Raw genomic sequence first — 14,826 nt, forward strand, 5'->3', positions numbered from 1 at the left:
CTGTATTCTATTTTACGATTTAGGCAAGTATCTTGAAAAACAAGAAAACTTAAATTAGAGAAAATTTTTGGATAGAGAACTTTATAGTCTTCTCAGAAAACGAGTAGATCGGCATCTACAAACCAGAAGGACGTTTTTAGCTACCGCCCTCAGCCTTAAGCCTACGGATCCAATAAGATGGCATATTTTCTGATAGAAGTCCGTTAATATCGAGTTTTCTTAATACCCCTATCAAGTTTTATGGCAGCGAAAGTGACACCTTCACAAGAACGGTCATCAAGGCATCCGGGTTAAACCTACAGCGCTTTGCGCTTGAATAAAATGCAGCTATTTTTGTGAGAGCCTCGCTCCGCGAGGCTCTCACAAAAATAACTTGTACCTCATAGACTTGAAAAGTGCTGTATATAGTGGTTTTATCATCCCAAATAGGATGAATATCTCTATATCTAGAAGACAGACAAAGCCCCGGATTTATGAAAGATAGATCTGGCTCAGCACGACCTGGAGCCTATCATAATCATCCTTAAGAATTAGGCTCAGCATCCGACCAGCCTGCACCAGCCAGGAGCGATCGCCCTGCCGCAGTTGATAGATTTCCCGAATCGCTGCCGCAATCAGGGCGTCTACTGGAGCTTGGGTTACTAGAAGCAGGGTTCGCAAAAACTCCAACTGCTCACTGAACTCGATCACCTCATCGGGGCTACAGCGATAAACCGCCTGATGAATTTGAGGTGGGCGGGGTGGGATGTGCTGAAATATTCGGTTGTTGTGGGGCGAAGAAGAATCCGGGTGAAAGCCTACAATAGCGGCGCGAAACTCGGTCTTATGCATGGCAAAGATCTGAGGTTGTTGCTCGCGTAAATCCTGCAAAGACAGGCCCAACGCGCGGGCCCGGTGTACAGAGTCGATAGGGCTAGTGGTGACATGGTAAACCACAGCATAAATCTGGTTGCCCGATTCCTCATCCAAGGATTTGACCCAACTTCCAAAGGGCGGCATCGCTGCAAAGTTCAACTCTTCGGGTTCCAGGCATTGGGCCAAAAATTCGGTGGTGGCCGTTTCGATCACCTCACCCAGTTGATCAGCAGGGCGGGTTTGAGGCGTAGACGATGGAAGGGATAGCCGCATAGCTGTGTCGCAACGCAGGACGGACAAATGACAAAGCTTTCAGCAGAGGCTCTAACTAGAACACCTGCATTATCTGTTCAGTTTAGGCTGAATTCCAATTTATGACGCATTTTTATCAGCCACATTGATTGAAGGATGAACGGTGAGGGCTATGCCGTGTATGACCCAGCGTTCATCCTTCAATTACCCTAAAAGGTTAGCGATCGGGCAGATCGAATGGGTGTCACAGAGGGATAAGGGGCGATCGCCCGTTTCCCGGTAAAGTGATTGATTGATGATGGCTATCCTGCCATCCGATCGATTATTCAAACGCTTCCTCACTCTAGCTGCGATCGCTCATGGCGCTCAACTCCCTTCCTCCGGTTCAGTTCTTCACCCGCCGCTGGACAAAAGACCCGGCCTTCGCCTGGGTGATGTCTGCCCTGTGGCTAGTATTGCTATGTTTACTGGCCTTTTGGTGGAACCTGGGCAGCGTGGGGCTAATCGACGAAACCGAACCCCTGTTTGCCGAAGCAGCCCGCCAGATGACCATCACGGGGGATTGGATCACACCCTACTTTAATGAGGCGACTCGGTTTGATAAGCCGCCTCTGGTTTACTGGTTGATGGCGATCGCCTATCAGGTCATTGGGGTGAATGAGTGGGCTGTGCGCTTCCCCTCCGCTCTCTCAGCCTCGGCTCTGGTCATCTTTGGCTTTTTTGTATTACGCCGGTTTGGCTATCCTACGCCCCTGGTAGGCCAGGACGCTGAAGGCGAAGCCGTTACTGACAGCTCCGGCGATGCTCCCCGCTGGTGGGCCGCCTGGATTGGTGCGGGGATGATGGCGTTAAACCTGCAAACCCTGGTGTGGGCTAGAACAGGCGTTTCCGATATGCTGCTGAGCGGCTGCATGGGCTCCGCGCTGTTTTCCTTTTTCTGGGCCTATGCCTCTCCGAATCGTGCCACAAAACGGTGGGGGTATTTGGGGTTCTATGTCCTGTGTGCCTTGGCGGTGTTAACGAAAGGCCCTGTGGGAATTGTGATTCCAGGCTTGATTGTGCTGGTGTTTCTGTTTACAGTAGGGCAGTTTCGGGCCGTGTGGCGTGAGGCCAAGCCCATTTGGGGGACGCTGTTGTTGCTGGCGATCGCCCTCCCCTGGTTCATTCTGGTGATCCAGGCCAACGGTGATGCCTATATTGATTCTTTCTTTGGGTATCACAATGTCGAGCGGTTCACCCGAGTTGTTAATCGTCACTCGGCTCCCTGGTTCTTCTACTTTTTAATTGTGCTGGCCGGGTTTGCACCCTACTCCATATATTTGCCAGTGGCGATGGCCCGTCTGCGGTTCTGGAAACTTCAGGCATGGCGATCGCAGCCCCGCCATACCCATTTAGGCCTGTTTGCTCTGGCCTGGTTCGGGGTGATCTTCGGCTTCTTTACCATTGCCGTTACCAAGCTCCCCAGTTATGTGCTGCCGCTGCTACCTGCCGCTGCCATCCTGGTAGCACTGCTATGGAGCGATGCCCTGACTCGGCCTAGGCTGGCCCACAGCCTACGGCTGACCCATTGGATAAGCCTGGTATTGCTGCTGGGTATGGGAGCGGTCATGCTAGTCAGTCCACGCTTTGTTGGAACGGATTTGGCAACACCTGATTTCCCGGCAGCTCTGTGGAATGCAGGGGTACCTATTACAGGAACAGTGTTTTGGGGTGGAGCGGCGATCGCCTCCCTACTGCTCCTACTACGTCGCCAGAGCCGTTGGCTCTGGGGCGTACAGCTCACCACCTTTATCCTATTTATTCTATTTACGCTGACCCCAGCCCTGTTTGTGATGGATGCTCAGCGGCAACTACCCGTGCGACAAATGGCGGAGGAGATTTTGCGAATACAGCGCAAAAACGAACCCATCGTTATGATCGGCTTCCCCAAACCCAGCCTAGTATTCTATACCCGCCAGCATATAGAATTTATTCCCAACTCCGAAAAAGCCAGCGAGTTCTTCTTCAACCAACCGCAAAATCGACGGTTCTCCATCCTGGCCCTTGGGCTGCGCTATCGCATTCTTGAATCCGATTTGTATCGGAAGGAGTACCGTGACCTGAAACGGATTGGGAAGTACAGCCTTGTGCGGGTCTGGTTTCCTCTAAGGCGATACATCAAACCCGGTAGCGCTCGCCTCCGTGAAGCACCTGCACAGCAATCCCAATAATCAAGCTTTTCAAACGGCAAGGGTCTGCTTTAAAGGTCCTTGTTTCGTGCGCAAAGCACACAAAGTAAGGACCCTTTCAGCCAGCTTTAAAACACGCCCTAAGACCCTGTTGCCTTGCGGATGACAGTCAATAGAGAAGAGATATCGGGGCGATCGCTAACACGACTGGAACGGGCACCCTTTCCCTTCTTCGTTAAAGACTGCGCTTGGCTTTTTTCTTTAAGAGGCTCTAGACACGGAAATACGGACAGTTCGCGCATTTGATGGGCGGCCTGAGTATTTTCTGGACTGAGGGTAATCAGAGGCAAAGCTGCCAGAGCGGCGTGTCGGTTTAGATTCCGCAAATAAGTGAGAGGCTTTGGTAAAACACCGTCCAGTAATACGAGATGGGGCTTCCAGACGCGGGCCAGCAAGTCTGCCTGATCCAGGTCATCTACCTCCAGCACTCGGCAAGGGTGGGGTTGCAGCAGATCGGCCAGCACCGGTAAGGGATGCGGTTGGGGCATAGCATCCTCAGCATCCGCCGGAGTCATTCCCTCATGGGCCGCAAACGCCAGAGGCAGATCGGGAACAGTGGCGATCGCCGGACGCAGATGCAGAATCGTTAGATGAAGCATTTTGTCGGCATCTTTGGGCTGCTCTAACCCGACCTGCGCCAACACTCCTTCCACAGTCTGGCGCAAGCCTTCCGGTTGCACGGGCACAGTCAAAAAGCCGCTGGCTCCGTGGCTAAAGGCCTTTCCTCGCTCGGTGCGACTGGACGTAATCACAATTGGAATCTGATGGGTTTCATTATGAGAACGCAGAAGCGTCAACACATCCCACCCCGAAAGCTGCGGCAAGAGTGGATTTAGGAAAATCATCAGGGGTTGCAGTTGGCGAGCTTTCTTAAGGGCTTCGGTGCCAGAACGGGCGATCGCCAACCGAAATCCCAACTGACTCAGTTGCTGACTCAAATCATCCAGATAATGCGGTACCACTTCCACCAGGAGAACAAGATGATGCCCCGTACCTCCAGCCCAGGTTGTCCCTAAAGTACGCGGTTTTACACCCTTTAGCGATGGGTCAGGTGGCAGAAGCAACGTAAACTGGCTGCCCTGGCCTTGAGTCGAGGTGAACGTCACATCACCTCCATGAAGCCAGGCCAAACGCTGGGTCAACACCAACCCCAACCCTGTCCCCTCAAATTGCCGAGTAAGGGGGTGCTCCAGTTGTTGAAATTTCTGAAAAATCAAGCTTTGTTGATCCTGAGGAATTCCAATGCCGGTATCCCAAACCGTAAAGGCCACCCAGCCATCCCACTCCTCGACTCGTAATCCTACCTGACCATTGTCATCCGTAAACTTCAGCGCATTGGACAGCAAATTGGTCAGCATTTGCCGCAAACGCAACTCATCCGCCACGATGGTACTAACTTCAGGCTGAATTTCTAAGGAGAAGGTGGAGCGGTGGGCCCGCAGCTTCGCCTCTGGAGAGTCTTCGTCCAAGCCATCAGCCCCATGAGCCTGCCGGGCCTGAGACAAGGCCCGCAAACAGACCCCTTCGACCGCTAGAGGAGCCATGGTTAATTCCAGTTGGCCTGTCTCGATACGGGTTAAATCCAAAATGTCATTCACGATCGTCATTAAATGACGACCACTCTGATAAATCAGCCGGGCATAGCGGGCCTGCCGCTCATTCAAGCTTCCAATGACTTGATCCTTCAGCAGATTCGATAGACCCAGTACTGCTGTCAGGGGAGTCCGTAGCTCGTGGCTAATACAGGCTAGAAACTCGTCCTTGAGACGATTGAGTTGTACGAGATCCGCATTTTTGGCGGCTAATTCCTTCGCGACCTGGTGCTGCTCCGTCACATCCTGGGCCAGAATCAGCCAGATTGGAATAGCATTCGGCGTCGGAGGCTCGGCCCCCAGAGCCGTCTGAGTAATCTCCGTAGGATTTAACGCAGGATCTCCAGGCTGGGGCATGTAGCCCAGAAATGTACCGCAAAATTGCCAGACCCGTTCCACCTGGCCATCCCGGTGGGCATCAACGGACTCACCCATCCCGCACAAACAGACACATACACTGGAATTTGGAATTTTCTGGCAGGTTCCAGCGGCGTGCAGCCCACTGGCATATTTCAGCAACATCTCCCAGCTACTATCAGTACCCGGCTCGGTGAGCTCGGATTCTGTCACGGGAGGGGCATCTGCATCATCAAGACTTGCCCCCATCAACGGGGGTTCTCCCATCAGGAAAGCCGCCACCTTTTTCCAAACCTCGTCAGGGTTCTGCAACCGAGCCAGTTGATACCGCCAGATGCCATTTTGAGACAGCACCTGCCCATCGCCCGTTAGCAGCATCAGCGGTAGAGGCACGTGCTCTAGCAGCGGCTCTAACAGCGGTAGAGAAACGGTTGAGATTGTGGAAGCCACCGGAATGGAAGGCTGGAACTGGGGTGGAAGGGGTTCCCCATCTGGTAACAGTTGTCTGGCCCAGAAGGCCCACCAGCGGGTTTGATCCAACACCCCCTGGCACCCCCCCGATTTGTCCATCAGAAGCCAGTGGCACGCCTCTGCATTTTCGGTCGCTTGGTAAATCCGCTCTAGAGACCAGTGGTCTGGCACCAGCTTAATCGGCTCTAAAACACACTTGGAGATGGTCGGTGGTTCAATCGCACCCGGCTGTACGTGGATAGGCAACGCACAGGACAGCAATTCAGACAGGCTTAAGACCCCTACCGGCTGCTGCTGACGATCCTGCACCACAGCCAGGTTGGCACGGCTACGCACCAACGTCTGCAACACCTCTGCCGCACTGGCATTGGCATCAACCAGAGGCACCTGTTCACTAAAATGTTCGACGGTTAGACTGAGCATGATGTCCACCGTTCGCCTGCATAACGTTCATTGAAGTGGAAGCATAGACCTGCAATCTAGCGACGGATTACATCCGCGCACTGAGCCTGCTCGAACCTTGGAAGGGATGTTACAGCAGTGGCTATACCTTGGATATCCGGCGCACTAGGCAACAAAAGCGTTGGCCGGAACTGATAGATCGACGATCATGGGCTTCCCTAACCCATCTTGAACACAAACGATGTTGACACCGAAGAACCTAGCTCAATTATGGCGTTGCTGGAGAGCGAGATCCGGCGTTTCCTTTTACAATATATGTAAAGTATTTTAACTGAACCGTAATACGGACAAGTATTTGTCTTAGCTCAGAAAAATAATAGGAATAGCTCTAATTTTTAGATTAAAACGCCTGTTTTTTCCGTTTACCCGCCTGATCCACGGCCCTACAGAATTTGTTAGTCCTCTGCGCCCTGCTTACCTCTCACGATCTAGCAGATACCCTCCTGCCCTTGCTCCAGGAGTCAACCGCTGATTCCAGGTTAAATCCATCGAGCGCTTCGAAATCCTCAAAACCTCGTTACAATCTCACCTACTTTTCGCAACCCTCCGAATTCCTTCGTTACATTGAGCAGGAAAAGCGATCGCTAGATTGCCTGCTGATAGAGGCCAGTGACATAGAGGCCAGTGACAAATTACCCCTGTTATTTAAAAAACTTCAGCAGCTCACCATCCTCCTTCCCACCGTTATCCTTGAGACTGCTCCGCCCTGTGTGGGTGAGAAGGAGCATGACCCGCTGCTAAACCTGGAAAATAAGCCGTACCACAATGCCGTTCTGCGGGTTGCGAAGACGGATGTTCAGCATGTTGACCGCTATGTGGAGGAGGCGATCGCCAAATTCTTGCGCCTTTCCACAAACGATCCGCCCGTTCATGACACACCAGCCGATGCGGTTGCTAATCTTACTATCATCAGCTCCCTTTCCCAACAACAACAGCGGCTGGCTGAAAAGCTCAAAGAGCGGTTGGGATACCTGGGCGTGTACTACAAGCGCAATCCCGCCAACTTTCTCCGGCACATGACACCCCTCGAACGGCAGGAACTACTTCAGCGTCTGAGAGAAGACTACCGGAAGATTATTCTGGAGTACTTTTCTAGCAAGCCTGGGCAGGGCGATCGGATCAATCAGGCGATCGATATATTCGTTAACCTAGCGTTTTTCTCGGATGTCTCGGTATCGCAGATTGTTGAAATACACATAGAGTTAATGGATGAATTTTCCAAACAGCTTAAACTCGAAGGGCGGAGTGATGACATTCTGCAAGACTATCGATTAACTCTGATTGACGTCATTGCTCACCTGTGCGAGATGTATCGTCGCTCCATCCCCCGTGAAGCCTAACCCGCTACCTTTCCCGCATTCCGTTTACCTTGGGTCTTCCCGTTAACCACCTGCGAACGCTAACCCAAATCCCACACGACCATGAGTCCTGCTAAGAAGACCTACATCCTGAAACTTTATGTGGCGGGCAACACCCCCAACTCGGTGCGGGCACTCAAGATGCTCAATCACATCCTGGAAAAGGAATTCCAGGGGGTATATGCCCTGAAAGTGATAGACGTCCTCAAAAACCCTCAACTGGCCGAGGAAGATCGAATTCTGGCCACACCGACCCTGGCAAAAGTCCTGCCACCGCCTGTTCGCAAAATTATTGGAGATCTCTCGGATCGCGAGAAAGTCTTGATTGGTCTCGACATTTTAGATCCAGACCTTCTGTATGATGAGTTGCATGACGATGCCCCAGACGTGCAATAGTTTGCAAATTTAAAGACCTGATAATAACAATCCATGACAGACCTGGAGCAGCCCGGACAACTGAATGGTGCCTCTTTTAAGGGGATTCAAAAAATCCGCACCATGATCGAGGGGTTTGACGATATCAGCAATGGCGGTTTACCCATTGGTCGTACTACCCTTGTAAGCGGCACCTCAGGAACCGGAAAGACCCTTTTTGCCGTTCAATTTCTTTATAACGGCATTGTCCATTTCAACGAACCCGGTGTATTCGTCACCTTTGAAGAATCCCCCGCTGACATCATTAAAAATGCCTACAGCTTTGGCTGGGATCTCCAAAAGCTGTTGGATGAAGGTAAATTATTCATCCTAGATGCCTCTCCAGATCCTGATGGTCAGGAGGTCATTGGCAGCTTTGATTTGTCTGCGCTAATTGAGCGGATTCAGTACGCGATCCGTAAGTACAAAGCTAAGCGAGTCTCTATTGACTCCGTTACAGCCGTATTTCAGCAGTATGATGCCGCTTCTGTGGTCCGGCGGGAAATTTTTCGCCTAGTCGCTCGCCTGAAGCAGGTGGGAGCAACTACCATCATGACCACCGAGCGCGTTGAGGAATATGGCCCGATCGCCCGTTTTGGGGTCGAAGAATTTGTCTCCGACAATGTGGTCATTGTTCGCAACGTGCTGGAGGGGGAACGTCGTCGTCGCACGATGGAAATCCTCAAGCTACGCGGTACGACCCACATGAAAGGGGAATATCCCTTCACCATTACCAACGACGGGATCAATATTTTCCCACTGGGCGCTATGCGGCTGACCCAGCGCTCCTCCAACGTACGGGTATCCTCAGGTGTCAAAACCCTGGATGCCATGTGTGGGGGTGGTTTCTTTAAAGACTCGATCATTCTGGCAACCGGGGCCACAGGTACGGGCAAAACCCTAATGGTGAGCAAGTTCCTGCAAGATGGTTGCCGCGTTGGTGAACGCGCCCTGCTGTTTGCCTATGAAGAATCACGCGCCCAGTTAGCTCGTAACGCCTACTCCTGGGGCATTGACTTTGAGGATCTGGAACAGAAAGGATTGCTCAAAATTATCTGCGCTTACCCTGAGTCAGCGGGTCTGGAGGATCACCTCCAAATTATTAAGTCTGAGATCGCCGAGTTTAAACCATCACGCATTGCGATTGACTCGCTCTCGGCTCTGGCTCGGGGAGTGAGCAATAACGCCTTCCGCCAGTTTGTGATTGGGGTAACAGGCTACGCCAAGCAAGAAGAAATTACCGGCTTCTTCACCAACACCACTGAGCAGTTCATGGGGGCCCATTCCATCACAGACTCCCACATTTCCACCATCACTGACACCATCTTGCTATTGCAATATGTAGAGATTCGTGGGGAAATGTCTCGAGCAATCAACGTCTTTAAGATGCGGGGTTCGTGGCACGACACAGGTATCCGCGAATACATCATTACCGAGAAGGGACCGGAGATCAAAGACTCCTTCCGCAACTTCGAGCGGATTATCAGCGGTTCTCCCACACGGGTTTCGGTGGACGAGAAGGACGAGCTGGCCCGCATTATGCGTGGGGTACAGGAACGCCGGGGTGAATTGAGCGACGACTAGCTGTAGAAAATCAGTTTTTTAGAAGAAGGGTGGGTGTTGAACGCCTATCCTTCTTATTGATGCAGCAAATTAACCATAAATACAGATTCCGGTTGAATAACTCTGAAGCCCGTATATAAAATGAGCCTAGCGTTTCATATCATGCCCATCTTCATAAATCCATGGGCTTGGTGAACAAGTTGATGTGAGGGGCGATCGCCCTCAGGGCACCTTTATAAAAATGTGATAAAGATCACATCCTCCTGCGGTCTTAATCACGCGGTTGGGTTCGGAATCAGGGAATGATGAGAAGTAGATAATTCCTGATAATCGTTGCCATGATGGAGGTCGCCGTGAGTGTTACGACCCGTACCGAGAAACTGGTCAATGCGCTACTAGCGCTCATGGCTTTTTCGGCACTTTATGCCTTTACAAAGGCCCCTGCACCATCGGTTCACCCTACAATCTTTGAGTTCAATAACCTCGAAGTTCAGCCTCCTTCCTGGCATTCGTAACGGTTTACTTTTATTCCATGGAAACACCCCTTGCCTCTAAGCCCCTTCCCTCCATCTGGCGAATTATCCTGATTACAATGCTGGTGCTGGGGGTGTTCTTCCGACTGGTGAATCTGGATGGCAAGGTTTTCTGGGTAGATGAAGCCTTCACGGCTATGCGGATTTCGGGATACACCGAAGCCGAAGTCGTGCAAGCCTGGACGGAGAACCCTGTGACCACGGTGGCAGAACTACAACGCTACCAATTTCCCCAGGGCGATCGCAGTGTCATTGGTACCGTCCAGGGTTTAGCCAAATTTGAACCCCAGCTGCCGCCCCTATATTTTGTGCTGACCCGCTGGTGGGTGCAGCTTTTTGGCGATTCGGTCAGTGTGATCCGGAGCTTCGGGGCGATCGCCAGCATCGCGACCCTACCTCTCCTGGCCCTGCTTTGCCGAGAGTTGTTCCCCAGCCGTGTCACCGCTTATATTGCCGTATGCCTGATGGCGGTCTCGCCCTTCCAGGTGATTTATGCCCAAGAAGCTCGTCCGTACAGTTTGTGGACGCTGCTGACCGTCGCGGCAAGTTGGGCCTTGCTGCGAGCGTTACGTCTCCAAACGCTCCGCAGTTGGATGCTCTATGGTTTGATGCTGACGCTGTCGCTCTACACCTTCGTCTATACCGTCTGGGTCATTCTGGCCCACGGGCTTTATGTACTCTGGCAAGAACGACGGCACCTAAAATCCTTTATCTATAGTGCTGGAACAGCGGTGCTGCTGTTTGCACCGTGGCTTACGGCGATCGCCCTCAACTGGCAGAGTGGCTTACGGCTGGCCTCCTGGCAGCGGCAACCGCTGGAGAACCGATTTCTGGCCTTACCTCTGGCCTGGGCTCTGCATGTTACTCGAACCTTTTTAGACTTTGACGATGACGTTGGGCTCGACCAGCTCATGCCCTACGGTCTGCTGGTCCTACTCACGTTAGTCGGGGTAGGTTACGCTTTATACCTTTTTCGTAATGGTGGGCCAGAGTTAGCCTGGCGCTTTGTCGTGCTGTTGCTGGTCGTGCCAGCGCTGGCGATCATTCTGCCAGACCTGCTAACTGGAGGCCAACAATCCACTGCCAGCCGTTACTTTGTGCCTTGCTGGATAGCCCTTATTCTGATAATGGCCTATGCCCTAACACTGCTGCTGAACGAGCGGCTGGGTCGGATTGCTCTGGCAGGGCTACTCACATTTCAGGTACTTTCCTGTGCTACGAGCAGTCTGGCCTCTACCTGGTGGAACAAGGAAGGTGGCTATATTCCCTATGTTGCCAATCAAATTAATCAGACTCAGAAGCCTCTAGTCGTTAGTTCCAGTGACTGGTGGGTCTTTTCTCTGGCCCACGACCTGCGTCCTGAGACCAGTTTAGAGATTGTCACACGTCCTGAGGTCTTACCGGGGATCCCGATGGGCCACAGCGACTATTTTCTCTACAGCATGCCAGAGCCAATTCGCAACGCGCTCATTCAAGGCGGCTTGCAAATTCAACCCTTTGAGGGGTTAGAACAAGTACCCATTCAGTGCATGGTGCCCCCCGGCCAACAACCGGGTCCCTGCCCTCCAAATGTCGGTTAGATAGTGTTGCAATTGGCAGTTGTGAGAGGGGCATTAAGTGCCCCTCTCACAACTGCCAAGCTTTATGTCTAGAGCCGTACCTATTCGGCTTTAAAGCTGACTTGCCTCACTTAGCAAAGCCAATTCGAAAAGTGAGCTTGCAGAAGCACTTGCCCAAAGATGGGCTTGGCAGAATAGCGCCATTGCTGGGTTGGTATTTCCCTATGGCACAGAGTAATGAGGTTCCGAGGCGGCGTTCTGCGATGCCCCTACTTCTGGGGTGGTTGGTCGCAAATGCAGTAGGAGGGGCGATCGCTAACATCCTAGAGATCCACGTCCAATTTCTAGGGATACTGGTGCTCACGGGTATCCCCATCGGCTTTGTTCAAGGGTTTGTACTACGCTCCTACATGCGCCAGGCCTGGCGTTGGGCCGTTGTGACGGCAATAGCCTGGCCGCTAGTCAACCTTCTCGAGGTTTCGCTGCTACAACAGCCCGGTGATTGGCTGATCCAATCCCTTACAGCAACAGAGCTGTTATGGGAGGTGTTTTGGTTGAATCTTGTGCGGATGGCGATCATTCTGGCTCTGTTGGCGGTTCCTCAGGCCTGGTTACTGCGAGAACAGGGGGGCCGGATTTGGGTATGGATTGTCGCGAGTTTCGTGGGTGGTGCGCTGTTAGGAGCAATCGGAGCCACCACCTGTTTGTGGTGGTGCCCAGTGCTGCGGGGTAACGTGCTGGGTTTTGTGCTGGGGGCAGCGAGTTGGCTGGGTTATGCCCTGGTCACCGGGTTGGCTCTGAAGCAGATTTTAGACCGTCGTTAAACCTGTCCCTTAGCTAGCCAGCAATTCTCATTTTGGAATCCAACCCGAAAATAGCTCACCTTCGGCGGGCTATTTTCGGGCTTCAAAGCTGAGAGTTCGTGCCCGAAGGGCACGAACTCTCAGCTTTGAAGCTCATACTGAGAATTGCTGTTAGCTAGCTCCTGATGTCCCAACTGACGCGACTCTCGCAATAAAATGGTGTGCTACGGTTGAGAACCGCTGGATGCTCTAAGCGATCGCTCCTCCCCTGACATTTTGTTTGTTTTATGGCTTTTTCCGGACAACGGTTACGTCATGCAGCCCAGTTACTCCGGCCTTTGAGTCGGAAGGGTTCTTGTCGGCAAGCTGCCCATCTGGGCGCTTGGGACCTCCGTGACTTTATTCCCCGATTCCCCAAATCCTTAGGGCACTTTTTGGGGCTGGTGATCGCGACTTTCCTCCTGGTGCTTACGATCCCAGCAGTTGCCCTGGCACAGTTTCCACCCATCCAAACGGACAATAATCAGCCGCCTACGGGAGTCGTACGGCAAGGGCTTATCGAAGTCACAGACCTGGAGCTGGACGGCCGTGACCTGTTTACCATCGCAGCCCCAACGGTGTATAACCGGGCTGATCCGGGCACTCAAGTACCCGTCGAGGAACGTGCTCGCCAGATTGAAACCACACTGAGACAGCTTACGGCCAGAGCACCAGAGGGGGAGCGATCGCCCTCTCAAACCCATGTCACGGTGTTAGACCCCGAATCCCTGAAGGTGTTCTATGAAACAGTAAACGGCTTACCCGTCATCTTTGCTGATGATGACTATTTGGCCGAGGCCAAAGTTTTGGTGACGGTGACCAACACGGATGCGGAGTACCAGGGCATTCCTCGGAATACCTTAGCTGAACGTTGGCAAGACATCTTACAGAAGCGCCTGTATGAGTCGTTGCGGAATCGGCAACCCGATGCCTTCCGTGCTCAAATGAAACGGGCGTTGGCCTTGGCGATCGCCATTTTGGTTCTCAGCCTTCTGTTCCTCTTCCTACGGCGGGTGTTGGGCAAGCGGAAAGAGGCGATGGAAGCCCTTCAAGTCAACCAGGCTACCGGTAACACGGCTGAAATCCGGCTCGATGGCACTGAGGTTCCCTGGCCATTACGGTTCGGTCGTCCCCAGCAACAGCTCAGCCTGCAACGTCGCCTGCAACTGGTCTCCCTGTTTCGCTGGTTAATGCTGTGGCTGGTGGGGTTTGTATGGGTCGTCGGAGTTGCCGCAACCCTCTACACCTTTCCCCAAACCCGTGGGTTGGCCCTGAGTGTGGTCTCGACCCCCGCTCTCATTTTGGGAGCCTGGTTTATGACAGGGCTCTTAAACCGCCTGTTAGATGTCACGATCGATCGCTTAACCGATGTGTGGGAGGAGGGGCAAGACGAAAGCCTAACTCAAGCTGAGCTTCAGCGGATCTTGACTATCAGCACCGCATTTAAGGGCCTCAAAACATTTCTGGTCTATGCATTTGGCGTCTTGTGGGTGTTGCAGAGACTCAGCCTGGTGCCCGGTTCTGTACTGGCTCTGGGTGCCTTACTCGCCTTGACCCTATCCTTTACAGCTCAAAGCTTAGTGAAGGACATGATTAACGGCTTTCTGATTCTGCTGGAAGACCACTATGGCATTGGCGACCAAATCACTGTAGGTACGGTGACAGGTATTGTCGAAAACCTGACCTTGCGAGTAACCCAGATCCGCACCGACAACGGCAACCTGGTCACGATCCCCAATAGCCTGATTAACCAGGTAGAAAACATGAGCCGCACCTGGGCCCGTTGTAATTTTGTCATTGATGTGGCCTATGACACTGATGTGGACAGGGCTCTAGCAATTGTGCGAGAGGAAGCCCATCGCATGGCGGAGGATGAGGAATGGCGATCGCTCATCCTCAACCCTGAAGAGCTCCTCGGCGTTGACAACCTTTCCCACACCGGCATTCGCATTCGTCTATGGATGCGCACTCTGCCCCTCAAACAATGGGCCGTCGGCCGAGAGCTACGTCTTCGCCTGAAACGCGCCTTTGACGCTTACCAGGTTCAAATTGGCGTCCCTCAACAGTTGCTCATGGGTGAAGTCTCTGGATTAATTCAGGAGGACGAGGAACAACACGTTGACCTGACCCAGAAATCGCCTAAATCCCCTCCAAAACTATCGGAGCAGGGGTCATAACCCTTTCGCGCTTGTGGAGCACGAGATACTTAGGGCTGCGTCTCACATTCCTAGTACTCAGCGGCTTAAGTTTGCCTATGATTAGAGGGTTGCACTGCTCCCTAAGATTATGCCTGGACTCCGCCCTCCAGTTTTGACCCTTAGCCCCAGCGACCAAGCAGCT

At 52.6% G+C, this 14,826-nt stretch carries 11 protein-coding genes; 8 read left to right on the forward strand and 3 right to left on the reverse strand.

All coding sequences use genetic code 11. The features are described from left to right. Positions 1-471 precede the first annotated feature (471 nt). Positions 472-1,128 (reverse strand): HAS-barrel domain-containing protein, encoded by a 657-nt coding sequence (locus NDI52_RS24265; protein WP_190775343.1) that lies wholly within the window; start codon positions 1,126-1,128, stop codon positions 472-474. A 183-nt stretch (positions 1,129-1,311) separates the two neighbouring features. Continuing rightward, a complete protein-coding gene (locus NDI52_RS24270) occupies positions 1,312-1,437 on the reverse strand; it encodes a hypothetical protein (RefSeq protein ID WP_277874407.1) in 126 nt (41 codons plus the stop codon). A gap of 29 nt (positions 1,438-1,466) precedes the next feature. Here NDI52_RS24270 and NDI52_RS24275 point away from each other — a divergent pair, with 29 nt between their 5' ends. After that, positions 1,467-3,317 carry a glycosyltransferase family 39 protein gene (locus NDI52_RS24275; protein WP_190789427.1) on the forward strand — a complete coding sequence of 617 codons (1,851 nt, stop codon included), beginning with the start codon at positions 1,467-1,469 and terminating at the stop codon, positions 3,315-3,317. Positions 3,318-3,415: 98 nt separating this feature from the next. Here NDI52_RS24275 and NDI52_RS24280 read toward each other — a convergent pair whose 3' ends face one another. Then, entirely contained in the window at positions 3,416-6,178 is a 2,763-nt protein-coding gene (locus NDI52_RS24280; protein ID WP_190775345.1) for an ATP-binding protein, read from the reverse strand. 431 nt (positions 6,179-6,609) lie between these two features. Between NDI52_RS24280 and NDI52_RS24285 the strand changes: the two genes are divergently transcribed. From NDI52_RS24285 to NDI52_RS24315, 7 genes are all read left to right on the forward strand, one after another. Further along, positions 6,610-7,557 carry a circadian clock protein KaiA gene (locus NDI52_RS24285; RefSeq protein WP_190775346.1) on the forward strand — a complete coding sequence of 316 codons (948 nt, stop codon included), beginning with the start codon at positions 6,610-6,612 and terminating at the stop codon, positions 7,555-7,557. 81 nt (positions 7,558-7,638) lie between these two features. Continuing rightward, positions 7,639-7,971 carry a circadian clock protein KaiB gene (gene kaiB / locus NDI52_RS24290; protein WP_190775347.1) on the forward strand — a complete coding sequence of 111 codons (333 nt, stop codon included), beginning with the start codon at positions 7,639-7,641 and terminating at the stop codon, positions 7,969-7,971. Between the two features lie 33 nt (positions 7,972-8,004). Then, entirely contained in the window at positions 8,005-9,573 is a 1,569-nt protein-coding gene (gene kaiC, locus NDI52_RS24295) for a circadian clock protein KaiC (protein WP_190775348.1), read from the forward strand. Positions 9,574-9,905: 332 nt separating this feature from the next. Next, positions 9,906-10,067, forward strand: a complete 162-nt coding sequence (locus NDI52_RS24300; RefSeq protein WP_206754951.1) for a hypothetical protein — start codon at positions 9,906-9,908, stop codon at positions 10,065-10,067. 17 nt (positions 10,068-10,084) lie between these two features. Beyond that, the gene (locus NDI52_RS24305; RefSeq protein WP_190775350.1) at positions 10,085-11,665 is read left to right on the forward strand and encodes a glycosyltransferase family 39 protein; all 1,581 of its coding nucleotides are present in this window, start codon (positions 10,085-10,087) and stop codon (positions 11,663-11,665) included. Positions 11,666-11,868: 203 nt separating this feature from the next. After that, a complete protein-coding gene (locus NDI52_RS24310; protein WP_190775351.1) occupies positions 11,869-12,468 on the forward strand; it encodes a hypothetical protein in 600 nt (199 codons plus the stop codon). 266 nt (positions 12,469-12,734) lie between these two features. Beyond that, positions 12,735-14,663, forward strand: coding sequence for a mechanosensitive ion channel family protein (locus tag NDI52_RS24315; protein WP_199307917.1), 1,929 nt, complete (start codon positions 12,735-12,737; stop codon positions 14,661-14,663). The last annotated feature ends 163 nt before the right edge of the window (positions 14,664-14,826 follow it).

Origin of the sequence: Leptolyngbya sp. PL-A3 (assembly GCF_039962325.1) — a bacterium.
In the GTDB taxonomy this organism is placed as follows: domain Bacteria; phylum Cyanobacteriota; class Cyanobacteriia; order Elainellales; family Elainellaceae; genus Vacuolonema.

Excerpts from the sequence above, each read along its gene's own strand:
- NDI52_RS24265 (WP_190775343.1), bottom strand. The coding sequence starts at position 1,128 with ATGCGGCTATCCCTTCCATCGTCTACGCCTCAAACCCGCCCTGCTGAT.
- NDI52_RS24275 (WP_190789427.1), top strand. The coding sequence starts at position 1,467 with ATGGCGCTCAACTCCCTTCCTCCGGTTCAGTTCTTCACCCGCCGCTGG.
- NDI52_RS24280 (WP_190775345.1), bottom strand. The coding sequence starts at position 6,178 with ATGCTCAGTCTAACCGTCGAACATTTTAGTGAACAGGTGCCTCTGGTT.
- kaiB (WP_190775347.1), top strand. The coding sequence starts at position 7,639 with ATGAGTCCTGCTAAGAAGACCTACATCCTGAAACTTTATGTGGCGGGC.
- kaiC (WP_190775348.1), top strand. The coding sequence starts at position 8,005 with ATGACAGACCTGGAGCAGCCCGGACAACTGAATGGTGCCTCTTTTAAG.
- NDI52_RS24305 (WP_190775350.1), top strand. The coding sequence starts at position 10,085 with ATGGAAACACCCCTTGCCTCTAAGCCCCTTCCCTCCATCTGGCGAATT.
- NDI52_RS24310 (WP_190775351.1), top strand. The coding sequence starts at position 11,869 with ATGGCACAGAGTAATGAGGTTCCGAGGCGGCGTTCTGCGATGCCCCTA.
- NDI52_RS24315 (WP_199307917.1), top strand. The coding sequence starts at position 12,735 with ATGGCTTTTTCCGGACAACGGTTACGTCATGCAGCCCAGTTACTCCGG.